Origin of the sequence: Paenibacillus sp. PK3_47 (assembly GCF_023520895.1) — a bacterium.
GTDB lineage: Bacteria > Bacillota > Bacilli > Paenibacillales > Paenibacillaceae > Paenibacillus_AQ.
Genome location: NZ_CP026029.1, coordinates 5,117,564 through 5,137,703 on the forward strand (window position 1 = coordinate 5,117,564; position 20,140 = coordinate 5,137,703).

The 20,140-nt window shown below is 50.4% G+C and carries 10 protein-coding genes; 8 read left to right on the forward strand and 2 right to left on the reverse strand.

The genetic code is table 11. The features are described from left to right. Positions 1-250 precede the first annotated feature (250 nt). The 3 genes from C2I18_RS22215 (at position 251) to C2I18_RS22225 (ending at position 3,776) form a co-directional block, all read left to right on the forward strand. The gene (locus tag C2I18_RS22215; protein WP_090715366.1) at positions 251-1,450 is read left to right on the forward strand and encodes a saccharopine dehydrogenase family protein; all 1,200 of its coding nucleotides are present in this window, start codon (positions 251-253) and stop codon (positions 1,448-1,450) included. 27 nt (positions 1,451-1,477) lie between these two features. Next, complete coding sequence (nspC, locus tag C2I18_RS22220) at positions 1,478-2,614, forward strand: carboxynorspermidine decarboxylase (RefSeq protein WP_249902201.1); 1,137 nt, start codon at positions 1,478-1,480, stop codon at positions 2,612-2,614. Between the two features lie 181 nt (positions 2,615-2,795). Further along, positions 2,796-3,776 (forward strand): phosphotransferase enzyme family protein, encoded by a 981-nt coding sequence (locus C2I18_RS22225; RefSeq protein WP_249897909.1) that lies wholly within the window; start codon positions 2,796-2,798, stop codon positions 3,774-3,776. 362 nt (positions 3,777-4,138) lie between these two features. Here the strand turns inward: C2I18_RS22225 and C2I18_RS22230 are convergent, their stop codons facing one another. Beyond that, positions 4,139-5,734: a stalk domain-containing protein gene (locus C2I18_RS22230; RefSeq protein ID WP_249897910.1), complete on the reverse strand. Its 1,596-nt coding sequence runs from the start codon at positions 5,732-5,734 to the stop codon at positions 4,139-4,141. 231 nt (positions 5,735-5,965) lie between these two features. Between C2I18_RS22230 and C2I18_RS22235 the strand changes: the two genes are divergently transcribed. Continuing rightward, entirely contained in the window at positions 5,966-7,411 is a 1,446-nt protein-coding gene (locus C2I18_RS22235; protein WP_249897911.1) for a sensor histidine kinase, read from the forward strand. Here the strand turns inward: C2I18_RS22235 and C2I18_RS22240 are convergent. Beyond that, positions 7,398-7,985 (reverse strand): response regulator transcription factor, encoded by a 588-nt coding sequence (locus tag C2I18_RS22240; RefSeq protein WP_249897912.1) that lies wholly within the window; start codon positions 7,983-7,985, stop codon positions 7,398-7,400. The two genes, C2I18_RS22235 and C2I18_RS22240, sit on opposite strands and share 14 nt — an antisense overlap. Positions 7,986-8,193: 208 nt before the next feature. Between C2I18_RS22240 and C2I18_RS22245 the strand changes: the two genes are divergently transcribed. The 4 genes from C2I18_RS22245 (at position 8,194) to C2I18_RS22260 (ending at position 19,942) form a co-directional block, all read left to right on the forward strand. Continuing rightward, positions 8,194-9,546, forward strand: coding sequence for a cytochrome P450 (locus tag C2I18_RS22245; RefSeq protein WP_249897913.1), 1,353 nt, complete (start codon positions 8,194-8,196; stop codon positions 9,544-9,546). 115 nt (positions 9,547-9,661) lie between these two features. Beyond that, positions 9,662-10,345, forward strand: a complete 684-nt coding sequence (locus C2I18_RS22250; protein ID WP_249897914.1) for a helix-turn-helix domain-containing protein — start codon at positions 9,662-9,664, stop codon at positions 10,343-10,345. Between the two features lie 135 nt (positions 10,346-10,480). Next, complete coding sequence (locus C2I18_RS22255) at positions 10,481-11,857, forward strand: copper amine oxidase N-terminal domain-containing protein (RefSeq protein ID WP_249897915.1); 1,377 nt, start codon at positions 10,481-10,483, stop codon at positions 11,855-11,857. Positions 11,858-11,887: 30 nt separating this feature from the next. Continuing rightward, positions 11,888-19,942 (forward strand): S-layer homology domain-containing protein, encoded by an 8,055-nt coding sequence (locus C2I18_RS22260; protein WP_249897916.1) that lies wholly within the window; start codon positions 11,888-11,890, stop codon positions 19,940-19,942. Positions 19,943-20,140: the final 198 nt, after the last annotated feature.

Here is a 20,140-nt window from a genome sequence, read left to right on the forward strand (position 1 = left end):
CATTCCAGTGTATTACGGTGAATAACAGAGTATTAATGGAGAAATCCTTAGATTTTACAGAGAACATATCAATTTTTGTCGTTTTTTATTGATTTATTGGGAATGTTTCTGTATAATCAGCGTTGTTGATTTTTCATAGGATGTAGCCTGTCAAGCTTGATGAAACGTAAATGAGTGTAGACGAATCGGATCCAGAGCAGCAGCAAGGCTAATAACTAATAACTTAAGCAAATTTAGGGGGTTATTAATTGTGGGAAAAGCGTTAATTATTGGCGCTGGCGGTGTAGCAAGCGTCGTTGTGCATAAATGCTGCCAGAACCCGGATGTATTTGAAGAGATCTGCATTGCCAGCCGTACGGTTGCGAAATGCGATGCTCTCAAGGAGAAACTTGACGGGGGCCAGACGAAGATTTCTACGGCTCAGCTTGATGCGGACAACACGGAAGAAGTCATTGAACTGATCAAGAGCTTCCAGCCGGATGTCGTGATTAATGTGGCTCTCCCATACCAGGATCTGACGATCATGGATGCTTGCCTGGCTACCGGAGTCCATTATGTAGATACAGCTAACTACGAACCGCAGGATACTGCAAAATTCGAATATTCCTGGCAGTGGGCGTACAAGGAAAGATTCGAGAAGGCCGGAATTACCGCACTGCTGGGCAGCGGCTTTGACCCGGGTGTAACCGGCGTATTCACTGCGTATGCGCAGAAGCATTATTTTGATGAAATCCATACGATTGATATTGTCGATGCGAACGCGGGCGACCATGGTTATCCGTTTGCCACCAACTTCAATCCTGAAATCAATATCCGCGAAATTACAGCAAACGGACGTTACTTCGAGAACGGCGAGTGGATTGAAACCGCACCGCTGTCCGAGAAAAAAGTATACGATCTCCCGGAGATCGGTCCGAAGGATATCTATCTTTTGTATCATGAAGAGCTGGAATCCCTGGCTAAGAACATCAAGGGCGTGAAGAAAATCCGCTTCTGGATGACCTTCTCGCAGAACTACCTGACTCATCTGAAGGTGCTTGAGAACGTCGGTATGACTTCCATTGAGCCAATTATGTATGAAGGTAAAGAGATTATTCCTTTGCAGTTCCTGAAGGCCATTCTGCCTGACCCGGCTTCCCTGGGACCAAGAACCAAAGGTAAAACAAACATCGGCTGCATTATTCAAGGTACCAAAGACGGCCAGCCAAAAACGTATTATGTCTACAATGTCTGCGATCATGAAGAGTGCTACAGAGAGGTTGGCTCCCAAGCGATCTCTTACACAACCGGTGTACCTGCAATGATCGGGGCTATGATGATTATCAAAGGCATCTGGAACAAACCGGGCGTACACAATATTGAAGAATTCGATCCCGATCCGTTCATGGATGCCCTCAACAAACACGGGCTGCCTTGGCAAGAAGATTTCTCGCCGACGCTGCTGGATTAGGACGCTAGGATCATGAAGATTAAAGAAATCGATATTGATATCAGCATGCTGCCGTCCCCTGCCTATCTCGTGGATGAACGCCTGCTGACGAAGAATCTGGAAACTCTGAATTATGTGCAGGAGCGCAGCGGAGCCAAGATTCTTCTGGCACAAAAAGGCTTCTCCATGCATTCCATGTACCCGCTGGTCGGCAAATACCTGCATGGTGTAACCTCCAGCTCCCTCTTCGAAGCGCGTCTTGGCTTCGAGGAGATGGGCAAAGAGGTCCATGTCTATGCACCGGCTTATGTAGACCGCGAATTCGACGAGCTGCTCGGCTACAGCGACCACATTGTGTTCAACTCGTTTGACCAATGGAACCGGTTCAAGGAACGGGTGCAGAACGCACCGAAGAAGATCAGCTGCGGTATCCGTGTCAATCCGGAATATTCCGAGATTGAAGTACCGCTGTATGATCCTTGCTATAACTACTCCCGTATGGGCGTAACCCTGCCGAACTTCCGTCCGGAAGAACTGGACGGCATTGAGGGGCTTCATTTCCATACGATGTGCGAACAAAACTCGGATACCCTGGAGCGCACGCTCAAGGTGGTGGAAGAGAAGTTCGGCCAGTATCTGCATAACATGAAATGGCTGAACTTCGGCGGCGGTCATCATATTACCCGTCCCGACTATGATCTGGAGACGTTGATCAAGTGCATTCTGCATATGAAGGAAACGTATAATGTGGAGATATACCTGGAACCGGGCGAGGCGATTGCCCTTAATACCGGATATCTGGTAGCCACTGTACTGGACACCATGCATAACGGAATGGACATTGCGATTCTCGATACTTCCGCTGAATGTCATATGCCGGATGTCCTGGCAATGCCTTACCGTCCGGGTATTATCGGTTCCGGCCTGCCTGGAGAGTTCCCGTATACGTACAGACTCGGCGGCATGACCTGTCTGGCGGGAGATGTGATCGGGGATTACTCTTTCCCTGAGCCGCTGAAATACGGCGACAAGCTGATCTTCCTCGACATGGCGCATTATTCCATGGTGAAGAACCACATGTTCAACGGCGTGAACCTGCCGGCCATCGCTTCGTACAATGACGAAGAGGGCATCAAGGTGATCCGCGAGTTCGAGTACAGCGACTTTAGCGGCCGTTTGTCTTAATCCCTTTATAATGAAGTGTTCCGTCAGTCATGGTTGTGGCTGGCGGGGCACTTTTTTTGTTGGTTGCAAGTATGGCAAGCATTGGAGGTAGAAAATGGATATAGCTATTAAATCCAAAGCTCCGGATTCAGCATCGTAGTAACATTAAGCTACTGATCATTATAAGGAGCTGTTGATAAGCGTGTTAAAATTAAAGTATTTGTTCAATAATCCGGATTTGGCCGAGATGCTGCTGAAAAACTGGGAGTATGATCCGGAATCGCTGGGGATGTTCCGGCATTACCGGATTTCCTCCAATGCCGTCTATCCATTCCAGGCTGGCGGGCACACTCAGCTGCTGAGGTTCGCACCGCAGTCCGAAAAGCTTAAAAACAATCTGCTCGCAGAGCTTGAGTTCATTACATACCTGAAGACCTGCGGGTACGGGGTACTGGAAAGTGTGCCTGCAAGCGGAGGAGCTGAACTTGTGGAAGCGCAGACCCCGTGGGGAGATTATTATGCTTCTGTCTTTAAAAAGGTGGCGGGCAAGCAGCTGTCCAGCATCGGTCTAAGTGACCGGGTAGTCTATAAATACGGTGAGGCTTTGGGGCAGTTGCATCAGTTGTCAAGAAGCTATGAACTTAAGGGCGGTAAAAGGTGGAGCCATCGGGATGTGCTGGAATGGATCAAGGATGTACTGGCGGAATTTCCGCTGGAGCATGCGGCCAGAGCAGAAGCGGACCTGCTGGCGGACTATTTTAACGGATTATCCGTTGCACCAGACAATTATGGGCTGATTCACTATGATTTTGAAAAAGATAATGTGTTCTATGATGAAGCCACCGGTACCATTAACGTCATCGACTTTGATGACAGCATGTACCACTGGTATGCGGCAGACATCGGACAGGCGCTGGACAGCCTGCTGGAGGACGTAGCAACCGATGAACAGGAGGTTATGAAGAGCAGCTTCCTGGAGGGATACCGGAGCAAGTATACGCTGTCTGAAACAGGGCCTTCCCCGGAGGCATGCCGGCGCTTTGCCAATCTGTACGGGTATGCGCGTATTATAAGATCCACGGCTGAGCGCTGGGAGCATGAACCGGAGTGGCTGGCGGGGCTGAGGGTACGGCTGGAGCATGCGATGAAGGAGAAGGCTTCCGGGTTTGGGGAGCCGCTGTAACTGTTGCGGCAGCGGGATAGCTGCATTTCATACAACTAAAATGACGTATTTGTGGGCAGAAAGAACTTTAGTTGTATTTCGTACAGTTAAATAAGTGTAATGGAGCGTGGAAGGCGTTTAATACGGATTTTAGTTGTATGGACTGCAATTAAAGTAAAAAATCAGCCAATGCAGCGTTAAATAGCTGTATGAAATACACTTATAGTGCTTCTGCCCCGTGTCTCCTTCGAAATATCCAGCCTCTTCTCTCTAATGCAGCACGTCTCAACGATAATGCCGCAGACATAAGTAGCTGCAACAAGCGGCCCCGTCTCCCACTAGTGTGGAGGGCGGGGCCGCTGCTTTTGGGTCCTGCAAAATGCTTATTTCATCGTAATCGCAATTTCTTCCTGCTGCGGCAGCCAATCGACCTTGGCCCCGAGCTGCTCGCTGATGAAGCGCAGCGGCAGGTAAATGGTCCCGTTCACGATAAAAGGCGGGGTCGCCAAAGTCACTTCCTTACCGTTCACTGTAGTTGCTCCGCTGACCGTATTGATTACGATGGATAGAGGCGTTTTTCCGGCCGTTGTGCGGGTAATCGTTACCTTTTTGTCCACAGTCATCAGCGTTCCGCCCGGTTTATCCGGTCCGGCAGGCTTCGTCTGGATATCCTCTTTGTAAGCTACGGTGGCTCCCAGTTTGTCAAACAGGGAACGGAGAGGGACAAAGTTCTGCCCGGCCCGGGTAATAACGCCATTCGTCAGGCTGACCCTTTGACCGTTCAGAGAAACAGCAATCGGCTTTTGCATGGGCACAGGCTTCTCAAAGCTGAAATCATAATTCGCATAACCGAGCTGGGCATTTTTGTTGACGCCCCAGCCCCAGAGGGTCCCGTCATTTTTTTGCATAATGATATGCCGGCCGCCTGCTTCCAGAGAAGCTACATCAGAGGCCAGGAGTGTGAACTTTGCCCCTGGTGCAATGGATTCACCGTCGATGGAGGCAGTGTAGACATTTCCTTCCGCAGTTAGAGCTACAATTGAACGTTCAATTATATGGGCATCCGTCACATTGCTGAGACCGGTAAAGCGTACAGGAACAGCCTGTGTATGATAGGTCGTGCCGTCGGAGAACCCTGAAACGGTAGCGCCCCAGAACCATAATTTAGCGTCACCGTCAACCGCCAGGGAAGTCCACCCGTTGTCCTGAATCATGCGGATATTCTGTAAATTCTGAATTCGGGCAGGTGCCAATACGGTGCTTCCGGTGCCGGGCTCATTTCTCGATTGTATCGGCCAGCTCCACACGGTGCCGTCTTGATGCAGCGCATAGTTATAGTCCAGCTGGGTGATATTGCTTAAGTTTTGAACTGGCTGAAAGGTGGCCAATTCATCGATGGATGTCCATACGGAACCGTCTGTCTTAAGCAAAAGGATCCGTCTCCAGGAATCCTGCTCATTATTCTCATAATACATGGAGACCGCAGCCACTTGACTAATACCGGCAACGGATTCGAAAGGACCCATGGTAATACCATCCGCACCCATAACAGCTTTATATACAGCGCCTTCTCCAGTAAGTGCAATGTACAGGTCGCCTATCGCGTAGAGTCCGGTCAGGTTGCTCAGCTCGTTGACTGGAACAGTTTCCATGGCGAGTGTCCTGGCGTTAGTCTGCCATCTCCAGACTGAGTGATCCTTGGCGGTGATGAATGCCCCGTCATACAGACTGAAGGAAGCCTGGACCTCCTGCAGACCCGGAACCTGCGTGGGTACGGAACGGCTGCCGCCCCAGACCCAAAGACTGCCGTCATTTTTGATAAGATGATTACTTCCGTAAGAAGCGATGTTAGATGCAGTGGCGGCTGTTTCTGCTGCATTGGCAGCATTAGCGGCTGTTGCCGCGGGTCCTGCTGTGGAGACACTTACAGAAGCCGCTAAGCCCATAATCAGGCCCAGCAGTTTTGACCATTTTTTCATTGGGAATCCCCCGTTTTTATGTATTTTGGAAATATGGGTAAATTAACCAAAGGTATCCGGCTTTAAGTTAGACGCTGGCCGGGTTTAAAAAGTTTCTCCTGGAATTGAAAACCAAAATATTTCTATAACAAAATATACCAAATCAGAGCATTATGGTAATATAAAATTAGCTTGGAATCCATAAAACTTATTCGAATGCGGGGAGTAGTCTTGAAAATATTTTATATACTGATGTTTCTCTCGTTATGGACAATCGGCGGGATCTTCCTTACATATAATATCAGGACAAGCTTCTGGAACGGGATGATGCTGATTGCCGGTGGGATGGCCAGCTTTGCCTTTTCTATTCATCTTGTAATTATGCCTTTCCTGGTGCCCCGGGAGTGGTTGTCACCCTCCCTCAGCGGATTCATTTATCAGTTAAGTATTGCGGCAATGACCATTTACTTCTACATATTTCCCTACTTTGTGTGCATGGGCGGAGTATGGCACGGGGCCATTCGTTCCTATAGACTGAAGGTGCTGGCTTCTGCGGTACTGGCAATACCGGCGCTGGTGCTGCTGGCCGTCCAGCTGCTGCATCAGCCCTGGGGCGTCTTCGACATTGCGGCCTTCCGCTGGTGGGCAGGCTTTTATTTGCTCGTGGGCTATACATTTTATTATCTCGCGTACCGCAGAGAAACAGAGTATTTTGCCAAAAGAAATAAAAAACGTTCCGGCCTGCTATTCACGTGTGGTACTCTGTTTGCCTTTATCACTGACTTTGTAGGCTTTCACTCCTTAAGGATGGGGGAGGGGATCTTCAATCTGGAGAGTAACGGCGCGTGGAAATTCAACGTGGTGGTCATTTTGGCATTGGTGGCTATAATTATCATTTACACGGTGAAGTACGGGTTTCTTGGCATCAAGCTCAGAATTGAACGGGAAAGAATGGATGTCTCCATGCGTGCACTTACAATGGGAGTCTCGATCCTGAATCACTCTATCAAAAATGAAATTCAAAAAATCAATTACTTGGCCGAAAAGACGGAAAGTTATATTCATAGCAGCCAGCCGGACAAATCACTGCAGTCTATCGAACAAATTCATCAGGTTACCTCCCATCTAATGGATATGGTAGGCAGAATAAAAGACAAGGCCGATGATATTGTGCTGAGTGAAACACATAACTGCATTGAGGATCTGCTGACAGCCGTCCTTCAGCCGATGCAGCCGATGCTGGATAGCCGGGCAGTCCGGACAGTAGTGCGGCAGGAGGAAGGCGGTGAGTTAATCTGCGACGCGCTGCATTTCAAGGAGATGCTGTCTAACCTTATCCATAATGCTATGGATGCCATCGAACCTGCAGGCGGCCTTATTTCCTTGCGGACAAGCAAAACCAAACGTTATTTTACCCTTGAGGTGACCGATAATGGAAGCGGCATACCGAAGGATCAGCTGGGGAAGATCTTTGAACCCTTTTATACCACCAAGAAAAATCCATATAATCACGGGCTCGGACTGTCCTACTGCTTGTCAGTCATGCGTAAACACGGCGGCAGGCTGACCATCGGAAATGCAGAATCGGGTCAAGGGACAACCGTAATGCTTCATTTTCCGGTTCAGCGCTATCAAGCGTCTGCGGAACCAGACATCCTTTCGTCTGTGCCTGTGAGCAAGTCTGTCAGTCGCTTTTAAAATAAGTGAGTTTATTCTTGATGCTCTTTAGCTGGGATTTAATGGTATTTGTTGATTTATGAAGCTTATCGGAAATCTGCTGCTTGCTGAGGCCTTCTTTTCTCAAATCGAACACCTCCCGCTCCATAGGCGACAGCTCCATCAGCTGAATTTCACTGCGCATCACCCGTGCGGCATCCGCGTGAATCGTTGAACGGTCCTCATGCGCTTCCCGGATTGCCCGTACGATATCTTTATAACTCAGCTTGGTAATGTAATTGAGCGCACCGTATTGGAATGATTTCATAATGATCTCCTTTTCGGTCAGTGAGGTCAGCATGATTACTTTAACCCCCTGTTCATAAAGCCTGGACAATATCTCTTTGGCGGCTTCCAGACCATCGAGATTGTTACCGGTCAGATTAATGTCCATCAGAATGATATCCAAAGGATACCGGAACGCCGCCTCAACCGCCTCTTCTTTCGTGCCGGCAACAGCTACAACCTCAATATCCGGCTCCTCGGACAAGTCAGCGCTTATGTTCTGCTGCCAAAAGGGATCATCCTCCACTAACATGACACGAATACGCTCCATTGCATACCCTCCAATACTCTAATTACAGGTTAGCCATAGTATAACAAAGGAATCTCCCGTGCTGGTAGGGTGATTTTTTTTCACCCTTGGGAGCACAGGGGGGTGAAAAAAGTTCATCCTCCCCAATGCTGTGCCGGCGCTATAAGCTATGAACTGTTAACGGCAGCCGCTGCGCCGGAATAGAGAGATGAAACGGAGAGATCACAAGATGAAAGCTGCGCAAGAAAAAAAGTATGCTCCACACGGACCCAAGGGTTCCTGGCTGAGCGGGAATTTAATGGAATACCGGAAGGATCCTGCGGGATTTCTGACAGAGCTGCAAAAAGACTACGGAGGGGTGGCACAAATACGGTTCGGTCCTCAGAAGATGTACGTTATCTATGATCCGGACCTTCTAAAAGAGGTTCTGCTGACCAAGCAGGAGCATTTTATTAAACTTAAAGCTTTTAAAGAAGCACGCCTGTTTGTCGGTGACGGTGTGGCAACCAGTACAGGAGCTAAACACAAACGGGTCAGAAAGCTGATACAGCCGCATTTTACGAGAGCCCACATTCAGAGTTATGCAGAGCAGATGGTTCAAACGGTACGAAAGGAGCTAAATCAATGGATGCCCGGCGAACGCCGGATCCTGACGGAGGATATCTCGAATATTACCTTTGCAGTCATTGCAAAAACATTGTTCAGCCTGGAGGGGGGCGGATATACCGAATCCATCCGTGAACCCTACGAGCTGATTAACCGGATGTGCTCGGAGCGTATGCGTTCCTTATTTCCGGTTCCCCTGTTCATCCCGACGGCCCAAAACCGGGCTTATGTCACGGCATTGCATGAATTGGACCAAGCCGTCTATACCATTCTTCAGCAGCGGAAAAAGAACCCCGGGCAAGGCGAAGGAGATCTGCTCTCCGTATTACTGTCTGCGAAAGATGAGAACGGCGCGGGTATGACGGACCAGGAGCTGCGTGACGAGCTGATGATTATGTTTATCGCAGGCCATGAAACTTCGGCTAACGTGCTTTCCTGGGCGTTCTCGTATATCCTGCAGCAGCCTGAGGTGGAAGAAAAGCTGTACGAGGAATGGGAACGTGTATTAGGCGGCAGTGATCCTACAGATGTTACTTATATGCAGCTGACCTATACCCAGAATGTACTTAGAGAGGCCATGCGGCTGCGATCACCAACCTTTTTTACCGGGCGGTCGGCCACTGCAGAGGTGGAAATTGGCCATCTTACGGTGAAGAAAGGGCAATCCATTCTGTTCAGCCCTTATGCCATGCACCAGAACCCGGAGTATTTTCCGGATCCGCTATCTTTTATTCCGGAACGCTTTGAGAATGATCTGCTAAAACGAATTCCCCAGTTTGCCTATATTCCTTTTGGAGGCGGCCCGCGGGGATGTATCGGAAATCATTTTGCAATGATGGAAATGGTATTTGCCATGTGTATGATCGGTCAGCGATACCGGCTGAAGCTGGCTCCCGCGCATCCTCCGATTGAAATGGAGCCGCTGATGACACTGCGCCCGAAGCATGGTATTCAGGTTATTGTAAACAGCCGGTGAGCGGATACACAGAATTTTAAATTATTTTTTTCAATGATACTTATAGTCCGTCGACTCCATGCCGGCATCTGGATTAACATGTAGATAAAATAAGAGAGTCAAAGGGTGCTGGTGAATGGATATACTACAGGATTTTGGAATCCGGCTGAAAGAATTAAGGCTGCGCTCGAGCATGTCACAGGATATGCTGGCTTCCAGGTCCGGGCTGGACCGGACTTATATAGGCAGCGTGGAGCGCGGGGAACGCAATGTATCGCTTAAAAATATCGAAATTTTGTGCAATACACTGGATGTGGACATCAGCTATTTTTTTGACGATGAACGGTTCTCGGTCCATTCCGCCTTCTTCAAACAGGAGCTGGCAAGACCGCTCGAAGAACGGTTCAGCTACAGCCTGCGGATCGAGGAAAATCTGCTGGCCTGGAGAGTGACCGGGGCCCTGCATCCGGATGAGGTCAAACGAATATGTCTGGATTTAAAAGCGGCCTGCCGTAAGTTAACTCCCGGTCAAGTCAAGCTGCTGATTGATAACAGCAAAATGATGACCAAGGGCCAGCCTATTGCTTTTCTGCACGAGGTTACGGAAATATGGGAAGAGCTTCAGCGCTGGTTCATTCCCTACTGCGAGCAAGTCATCGTTCTTTGCAATTCCAAGTTCATGCAGAACCAGATGAACCGTCTGGCAAAGCGGAGCGGAATTATTAAAGTACAGAGGACGCTGTACGCCGAAGATAAGCAGTGGCTGGCTGCCGATGAGATGGATCTTACAGATCTGCTCAAAAGGTATCTGGAAGTGTAGATTAGCAGGGAGAAGAAATCAAAGGTGACTTCAGTACAGGGGGATTTCGGAGGCTGTGCGCGCCTTTGCTTTGCTTAAAATCATATTATTCAGATGTGGAAACACCACATAACTAAACTTAAAGGAGCTAATATCATGTTTGGTAAAAAAATTCTTTCCGTTTGTGTAAGTTCTGCACTGCTGCTGTCTTTTGCCGCCGGAGGCGGTGTAATTGCGGCAGAGACTGCTGCATCACAGGATACTCTTATCAAGAAATTTGAGTTTCTTGATAAGGAATATGACCGCATCTCACTGGATAAGGCAGGCACGCCTGACGGTATCCGGGACGGCCACCTCAGTCTGCTGATCGATGCCGGTGAAGGAACAGAGATTAAATCGGTCACGATGAAAGGGGCGGACGCGCAAGGAAATGAGGTCAACCGGGGCATCTGGAAGACCTGGAAGGATTCAGCCGCAGATACAAGCTATCTGCTTGTGGCAGTCCAGGACGGAAAAACCGTTAATTCCGGGTTCGTATCTACGCTGGGCTCTTTTAAAGGAGTAGCACAACTGGAATTATACGCTTCGGATAACAACGGAATGAAGCCGGGAGATTATTACTTTCTTGAGATTGTCACGGATAAAGGTACTGTAAAGTCTCCTGTTACTCCGTATGCAGAGAATGCAACTTCCTATGCACCTGTAGCGATCCGGGAATTCAGCTGGAAGGACCTCACTTCTGATCAGACGGGTATCGCCAAGTTCGGTCCTGACGGCAGCCCCGATGCCCATTTTAAGCTGAAGCTTCATTTTGCACAGAAAACAGAGGTGTTATCAGTCATCCTGCGCGGCACCGACAAAGACGGTAAACCAAGCGGAGGGATCTGGAGAACGAACAGAGCCGGCACCGGCTGGCTGCTCGGAATTGCCCAAGGCAAAACAGCAGTGACACCAGGCTTCAAGGATGATGAAAAAGAGCCTGTAGGGTCTTTTAGAGGAAGCGCGGATTTTGATCTATATGCCGGCAATAACGGTTCCATTAAAAACGGTGAGTACTATGTGGTAGAGGTAGAAACCAGCTACGGAACAGTTATGACGAGTCCGGTAAAGTTCGGTGACCCGTCCTCCAATTATGTGAACAATGCTCCACTGGGCTTTAAAACGATCGGACTCAAACTGGATTCGGTGCAGGCCAGCGTGGATGAAAAGAATTACACCCTGGAGGTCGCTCCGTTCAAGCAGGAAGGACGTACAATGGTCCCGATCCGCTTCATCGCAGAAGCACTTGGGGCAAAGGTGGACTGGAACCCTAAGGAAAGACGGGTCACTCTGACGAAGGAATCGACCAAGATTGAGCTGATTATCGACAAGAAAGAAGCCTATGTCAATGGAGTCCCTACACCGCTGGATTCACCCGCCATTATCCGGAAGGATGTTACGCTGCTTCCCGTCCGGTTTGTCAGCGAGAATATGAAAATGAAGGTGTTTTTTGATGAAGGGGAGATCGTCATTACCGATGCAGCAACACAATAATTGGAATATAAATTGGGAGGGTAGAATGTAATGAAAATCGGATTTACCAGGGCCATCAAAGAAAAGCTCGCTGCCCTGCTGGCTTTCACGATACTGGCTACAGCTGCAATGCCTGGCACTGCGGTTGCGTCCACTATGCCGGAGATTTCTCCGGCAGGACCTTCCGTTACTGATGCAGTGTATGGTGCGGACGGGGTTTTTGACCTTCTGGATTCGTTGAAAACAGAACCCGGTACGCCCGCATCGTGGAACCTGCTCAGCAGATTAAACCGGGGGCTCTCGTCCTTTATGTACCCTACGTTTGACATGCCGCTCACCAAGCTTAGCAGCGATGAGAGATATATGGCGTTTATGACCTATGATCCCGATGATGAGAAAGGCAGAGGTCGGAAGGCCGTATATATCGAGGACCGGAGTACAGCTGAATTCCAGCGTGTCCGGACGCCGGACTCCACCGGAACCGTTGTCTATTTCGATATGACTCCGGATGCCCGCTATGTCGTATACACCTATGCTGAGGAACTGCTAAGCGGGATCACCAAGGTATATCAGTATGACAGAACGACTGACGAACTGGAAACCGTGAGCGGAGTAAGCGGTACGAACGAGCTCAGATACGACGATGGGGAATATGTCTCCATTAGTGCGAACGGGCGCTACGTTGCTTTTGATTCTGATGCAAAGCTTGTGCCCCAGGATACGGATGAAGAGCGGGACGTGTATCTCTACGACCGGGAGGGAAGCGGGGAAAAGCTGAAACGGATCAGCGTACCGCTGGAGGAAGGCCTGAACTATGACAGCTGGGCCCCTTCCATTAGCGGGGATGGCAGCGCCATCGCCTTTGTCTCCAAAGCTAAACTCACCGCCGGAGTGGAATATACCGGAACGGAAAGTGTGTACCTCTACAATCCGGCAGATGGAACAGTGAAGCATATTGCCCATGGCCGATCACCTTCTGTCAGCGGTGACGGAAGGCTTGTGGCTTTCACCACATACCGGGAGGATCTGGTTCCCGGAGACAGCAACGGCAAAGATGATATCTATGTCTATGATAAAGCGGAAGACAACTTCCGTAGAGTCTCCCTGCAGGAGGACGGAAGTGAACATGCCAGGGACAGCAGGTATCCCTCGATCAGCCCGGATGGCGCTTATGTGGCCTATGAGGTAAGAAGGGACGATGCTTCAGATCCTGCTGAAAGTTATGTGGCGGGTATTCAGGATCTCAGTTCAGCTAAAATTGCTGTGCCGGAATCCCCTGTAAAGCTCGGTGCTACATCGATGAGGCCGACAGTCGGAAACGGCGGAACAACGGTTACCTTTTTCTCTTCCTATATGGAGCCGCTCGGGGATACGGAGTTTGAATCCTTTGATTATTTTGTGGCTACAACCGGAACCGCCCCCCTATGGCCGAAAGGAAGCAGCATAGAGGCGACAAACATCGGTGAGGATCACATAACCGTAAGCTGGCCTGAAGCTTCCGACGCGGAAGGTGTCACGGGATACGCCCTGTATTTTAACGGAGCACGTATCGCTTATATACCTGCGGCTGAAGAAAAGACGTATACGCTGACTGATGTTCCCCAAGGGACGGATGACGAAGATCTGATTCAGGTGGAAGCTATTAACGCCCGTTACCAGATGAGTATGGGAGGTCCAGCCTACACTTGGCTTAGAGAAGGAGGAGAGAATCCTCCCACGGAAGAGGATCTGTACTTTGACTGGGTGGGAGAGCGCAGCAGTGAATGGGGTCCTCTGGAACAGGAAAGTACGATTGAGCTGTATGGCCAGGGACCGGCGGGCCGCGAGGCAACGGTGGAATGGACGTACAAGGAGTGGGAGGGAGATGAGCAAGTCCAAAAATCAGACTCTCTTCTATTGAAGGAATTGGCAGAGGCTCCGGGATTATACAGAGGGTCCCTTACCTTATCGCCGAATTTGGCTGAGCTTACCGGAATGAAGCTGGTTCTGACCGGTGAAGGAAAGGTTGAAGAGATTGAAGCAGCTGACCTGCCGCTCGCTGTGGGAGGAAATCTGGATATTGAGTTCACCGGCGTTCCCCCGGAGGAACTGGAGGGTGCCGTCTTCACACTGTATCAATTTGATGTTGCTGAAAGATCCGTCACACTCACCGGAAATAAGCTGGAGCTTATGAAGGGCTTGGAGCCTGATGAGGAAACACAGGTTGTCCTCTATACTCCGGATTACCAGTACGAGTTGGCACGGCTGGAGGGTGTATTGATTGAACCCGGCAGAACCGCTTCCGTCCAGATTCCGGTTACGCTGCCTGCACAGCTGCGGGTGAAGGTGCTTGATTCCTACGGCAAGCCGGTCCCGAATATACGGGTGAATCTCTGGGATTCTGAACAGAAGCTGGTGGAAATGACCTCAACCGGGAATGACGGGACAACGAGGTGGCGCAAAGGGCTCTTGCAGAACCAGACCCTGACTGCCGAGCTGGATCTGGAGGATGTTGAATATGAGCTTGCGCCCGGTACGCCCTTAAACATTACGCTGGATAAAGGGGATAATGAATTATTGATTGGTCTCGTTTCCCCTGACCGCGGAAAACTGGAGATAACGGTGCGCGATCCGGAGAACAAGCCGGTATATGATGCTATCGTTATCGCGACCCAGAACTACAAAGGCAAGCCGGTTGTCAGCAGTGCACGTACCAGCTTTGACGGCAAAGTGAAGATGGATTTGTATGCAGGGGAGGTGACGCTTGAAGCTATCCAGTCGTCGTACCAGCTCAGTTCCGGGCTGCTCAAAGCGAATGTAAAAGCCGAGGCCGTGACGGCCATGGAAATTCCTATGAAGCAGCCTGAAAATTACGTCGTCAACCTGAACGTATACAAAAAGGCACTGGACACGGAATGGATCGGGCCGCTCAACATGAACGATGAATTTATCTGGACAACGGTGGCGATTAAGCCGAATGGTGCGTGGGCCAAAGGCTACTTCTCCAATTCTTATACACTTGCCGGAAAACCCGGCAGCGAGGTAGAGGCCTGCTTGGAAGGCAACATCTACGGGTTTGCGAGAGCTTGCGGAAGTGCCATCATGGATGAAAACTCCAACGCCGACATTGAGGTCCGCCTGGAGGAAAAGGGAGCCCGGATTCAGGGCGAGGTGGAGATCGGGCGGCATCTTATGTATAGCGGCTCTATCTATGAAATCACACCTAACGGAGGAAAGAAATGGATTACAGAAGCACGGGATGATCAGCTTCAGAGTTATCCGTTCAATGTGAATATCCCCAAAGGCGGAACCTTCCGGATGGAGATTCTCAAAATCATCCGCACTACGGGCCACCAGAACCAATATGAGTATGCAACCGTTGAATTTACCGTCGAAGAGAATCAAATTAAGGATCTGGGCAAGATTACCTTCAGTCCGTCCAGTTATTTTATGAACCAATCCGGAAATTACCTGACTGCTCAGCCTGCACGGGCGATTCCGGGAAGTACAATCGTGATGAAGACCTCATACAGTAACAATTCGAACCTGACGGCAGCGGATGCGGTTCTCCTGCTTGAAATTCCGGAGGATATGGCAGTTGTTACCGACTCTCTTGGGAATATGGCCGTAACAGGCGGATCTGGAGAGGCCACACTGGAAGAAGGCATATTGCGTGTTCCTCTGGGCGATTTGGCTAAGGGGAGCAGCGGTACAGTATCCTACAAACTTCAGGTGGCACCATCTTTCAATAAGGCCAGTGTATCCACTGCTGCTAGAATTCAGGCAACCCTGAATTCAGAGAGTGTGGAAGAAACGATAGGCACGGTGCACCTGGATACGCCGAGAGTTACACTGGATGCACCGGACAAAATCTCCGACCCCGATATGCAGGCCGTACTAAGCGGTTATGCGCCGGCGGGAAGCACCGTGCACATTTATGATACCGATGTGCGGATCGCCGGAGCGGTGGCTAATGCCTCGGGGATCTGGAAGACCCCGGTAACCCTTGTCGATATGGGTAATCAGAGCATGCATGCTTTATGGGCAGAAACTGAAATGAATACCGTAAAGCTGCAGTCTGAAAAAGTCTATGCGGAGTTCGATGTAAACTTCCCGCAGCTGGTGCGGATGGCCTATTCCCAGGCGCCGGACGGCAGATGGATATCGCTGGAGGTTGGCAAAAATGTGCCGGATCTGCCTTATACTGTCGTCCCGGGACATCCGTTTCTGTTCGATCTGGAATTTACAAAGCCTGATGAGGTTGAGAATGTCAGGGTATACATGGACGGCCAGGATGGGGAGTCCATCCCTGCGGTAAGGGAGGGCGCTTTGTTCCGGGCTACTGTCCCGACAACACAGAATGCGCTGGGCGCTATTTATGTGGATTATGATGTGAAGCAGCAGCCGGTCGCCATTGACGATACCGTCGAGGACATTGACCAGATTCGTGCATCGATGCCTCCGTTAATGAGGGATTTCGAAGTGGTATCTATGGAGCCTTATGAACTGAAAGACGGTATTTACACTGGATCAGCCATACTGAATTTTCCGCAGCTTGATGATACCAAGATGGAAATCAAGGTGACCTACAATCCCAACCCGGGGTATATTCCTACAGCTGAAGAAGTGGAGCTGGCGAACCGGTCGGGGCTTCCGGTAATCCTTGAGCATTACGAGGCTGAAGAAACCGAAACCTCTATGAGTATGAAGATGAGCGGTTATCTGCCAAATAATCTCCTGTTACAGGAAGAAGAAAGCTTAAAGAGCATTGGCACATTCGCCCGGCCGCCTAAACCGGGTGACTGGAAAAGTGTAGGGCAATACACGGTGGAGATGGGAACCTCTGTAGCCCCGATTGGCGGTGCTATCTGGAAGGTGAAAAGCCAGTACAAAACCTACTCCAAATACGAGGGTAAGATTAACAAGATCTTGCGTAAAGTCGAAGCCAGCGGCTTGGATTGTGTAGATGAAATGCCGACAACAGCCAAAGAAGCCGGTAAGGCTCTGGCTGCTGTAATCCTTGGAGAAGTAGGCAAAACTGCCTTGAAGGCCTGGGTCGGTGCTATGGCTTTAGCCGGACCTGCGGGTTACGCGGCAGGTGGATTAACCAAGTATGCCAGTATCAGAATTGACCGGTATGTAGATCAGCAAATCGATAAAGTCGGTTCAGGTTACAACGAATGTAAAGACGAGGATGACAAGAACAAGAAAAGGGGCATAAAGGTAGCCAGTCCAAAATGGATTTATGACCCCAGTGGATTCGTGTATGAAGCGGTAGTGAGCAATCCGCTTGAAGGCGTAACGGCAACCGTGCTCTATCTGGACACGAACTCCGGAGCGTGGAAAGTCTGGAAGGCTGAAGAATATGAGCAGGTAAATCCGCAATTAACGGATGGGGCCGGCAAATACGGCTGGGATGTCCCGCCGGGTAAATGGAAGGTAATATGGACCAAGGCAGGCTATGAAACGCTGTCAAGTAACGAACTTGATGTTCCGCCGCCGCATACCGAGGTGAATGCGGGACTGGTCTCCCGGGCGGCACCCCAGGTTTCCACTGTACAAGGGGTTACTTATGAGGGTGGAAGCTATTTGGATATTACATTCTCCAAATACCTTAAAGTGACCGATCTGACGCAGGGAGCGGTGATCCTCACCGATGCTGAATTGAACCCGCTGGAAGGTACCGCTGAATTTATTCAGGTGGAGAATAGTGCGGCTGACCCGGATGTATCCTTGTCGCGTACCGTACGTTTTATACCCGAAACAGACTTATCTCTTGATGGGGTATACAGTGTGAAACTGGGCAAGAGTTTCTTCACCAGTTATGCAAATGCCAAGATGCTGGATAAAGATGCAGGTCCGCATCCGGTACAGATGATAGAACTTGATGTCGAAGGGCCGACGGCCGTAAAAGCAAAGGTGGAAAGCGGCGGACGGATGATCCGGATCTCGTACAATGAGCCGATTCAGGCGGCCGCAGATGCTGCGAAGTTTACGCTGAATGGCAGAGCCGGTATCATTACATCGGCTGTAGCCGCAACGAAACAGGGCAGCAGTGAATCCTTAGAGCTGTTGCTGACACTTAGCGACGCTGTTCTGGAAGCTTCTGAGCTGGAAATACTTGCGGGAGCTGTGAAGGATAAAGAAGGGAATTTGTCTGGAGAAGGCACCTTGGCATTAACGCCTGATGTGAATCCGAATCTGAGCGGTCTGTCCGTTGGGACCGGGACACTTACGCCGGCATTCGATCCGGCACAAACCGAGTACACTCTGGCACTTCCTGCGGGTATGAAGGAACTGGAGATTACTGCTGCCGCTGCCGACGCTGCTGCAAAACTTACCATCGGTTCGGAACCGGCGGTTAGCGGAATGACGAAAAACCTGACTCTGCCTGAGGACGGAATTATTGAGGTATCCGTAGATCTTGGGGGCGGAACAACAGCGAAGACCTACCGTATCCATGTAAGTGTCGCTGGCGGAGGTGAACCGACACCGACGCCAAGTGCGACGGCAACACCAACGCCGACGGCAAGTGCGACGGCGACACCAACGCCGACGCCAAGTGCGACGGCGACACCAACGCCTACGCCAAGTGCGACGGCGACACCGGCACCGACGCCAAGTGCGACGGCGACGCCGACGCCAGCGCCGAGTGCGACGGCAACACCAACGCCGAAACCAAGTGCGACGGCGACACCAACGCCGACGCCAAGTGCGACGGCAACACCAACGCCGACGCCAAGTGCGACGGCGACACCAACGCCGACACCAATTGCGACGGCAACACCAACGCCGACGCCAAGTGCGACGGCGACACCAACGCCGACACCAATTGCGACGGCAACGCCGACGGCAAGTGGTAACCCGTCCCCAACGGCAAGTCCAACGCCATCGCCGGGCGGAGAGCCGAAAGACCCTCTTGATGTAGGTAAAGGTGCGAGAATTTCCACAAAAACCACACCTGACGGGAAAAAGACTGTGTATGTGGATCTCAGCGCAGATTCCATTTCGGAAGCACTGAAGGACGGCCGGAAGGCAAAAGAGCTCTATTTTGAATTAAAGGATAGAGCCGACGGTGTCATTCTGCAGGTTCCGGCTCAAGGCATGCTGCAATTGAAAGATGCAGCGGCCACGCTGCAGATAAAAACGGTATTGATCAATGTGAAGATCAACGCCGCTGCAGCTCTGCAAGGGACATCTATGGCAGACGGTGCAAAGTATAGGCTGGTAATTGTAAAGACGGGCGAGATGCTCCCGGCGGCGGCAGCCGAAGCAGCAGGCAAACCGGGTACAGCAATGAAGGTGCTTACTCCGCCGGTGATGGTGCATGCCGAAACGGTGAGCCATGCTCAGGCAGCGGCGGTTCCGGTAGTGGCTGTTAAGAAGGCTCTACAGGGTGAATTTGTGTCCTTGTCGGAGAAAAAGGATCTTGTTGATATTTACCGGTACGACGAGTCAGCATTACGATGGGTTTATGTCAAGAGTACGCCGAATGCAAAGGGGACAGGATTACTGTTCGATATCCATACCAAGGGACCATATGCTGCACTAACAATCATGCACCGCCGTTTTGCCGATACAGCAGGACATTGGGCCGAGCAGGATATTGACTGGATGGTGCGGCGCTTACTCTTAAACGGTACTTCCGAATCCACGTTCAAACCCGATGATTTCATCACCCGTGCAGAGTTCACGGCCATGCTTGTCAGAGCTTTGAACCTGCCGGATCGTGCCGACACGGCTGGCCGGAGATTTACGGATGTGTCCCCGTCAGCCTGGTACAGCAAGTCTGTGTACAGTGCTGTATCCGAAGGCCTGGTTAAAGGCTGGGACAATGACCATTTTCTCCCGGATAAAAGAATTACCCGTGAAGAAATGGCCGCCATGATTATCCGGGCATACCCGCTGCTTGGTGCAGGAGATCCAACCCCGGCCGGCTTGGGCTTACTCGAAAAATATGCTGACAGCAGCCAAATACAAAGCTGGGCAAAGAATGATGTAGCCCGGATATTAAATGAAGGAATTATGAAGGGCATGACAGACAGCAGCTTTGACCCGGCAGGCAGCACCACCCGCGCCCAGGCTGCGGCAGTGCTCAAAAGGTTACTCAGCAAATTTGAAGAGTAGCCTGCAGTATGAATGAACAAACCCGTATCTGCTTAAGCTTAAGCGGATACGGGTTCTTTTTGCACCGCACAAAATACTCAAATTCATCCGTTCACAAAAAGCCGAGCTGTGATACAATGATTGAGTCTGTTTTTTTGAGGAAACCCATTTCACAGTGTCACCCGGCTTGGTCCGTATTTGAGGAGGATAACAGCGTTA

What these genes read in the sequence shown, in the direction of transcription:
- C2I18_RS22230 (WP_249897910.1), bottom strand. Translation starts at nt 5,734, where the DNA reads ATGAAAAAATGGTCAAAACTGCTGGGCCTGATTATGGGCTTAGCGGCT.
- C2I18_RS22235 (WP_249897911.1), top strand. Translation starts at nt 5,966, where the DNA reads ATGTTTCTCTCGTTATGGACAATCGGCGGGATCTTCCTTACATATAAT.
- C2I18_RS22255 (WP_249897915.1), top strand. Translation starts at nt 10,481, where the DNA reads ATGTTTGGTAAAAAAATTCTTTCCGTTTGTGTAAGTTCTGCACTGCTG.
- C2I18_RS22250 (WP_249897914.1), top strand. Translation starts at nt 9,662, where the DNA reads ATGGATATACTACAGGATTTTGGAATCCGGCTGAAAGAATTAAGGCTG.
- C2I18_RS22240 (WP_249897912.1), bottom strand. Translation starts at nt 7,985, where the DNA reads ATGGAGCGTATTCGTGTCATGTTAGTGGAGGATGATCCCTTTTGGCAG.
- C2I18_RS22245 (WP_249897913.1), top strand. Translation starts at nt 8,194, where the DNA reads ATGAAAGCTGCGCAAGAAAAAAAGTATGCTCCACACGGACCCAAGGGT.
- C2I18_RS22260 (WP_249897916.1), top strand. Translation starts at nt 11,888, where the DNA reads ATGAAAATCGGATTTACCAGGGCCATCAAAGAAAAGCTCGCTGCCCTG.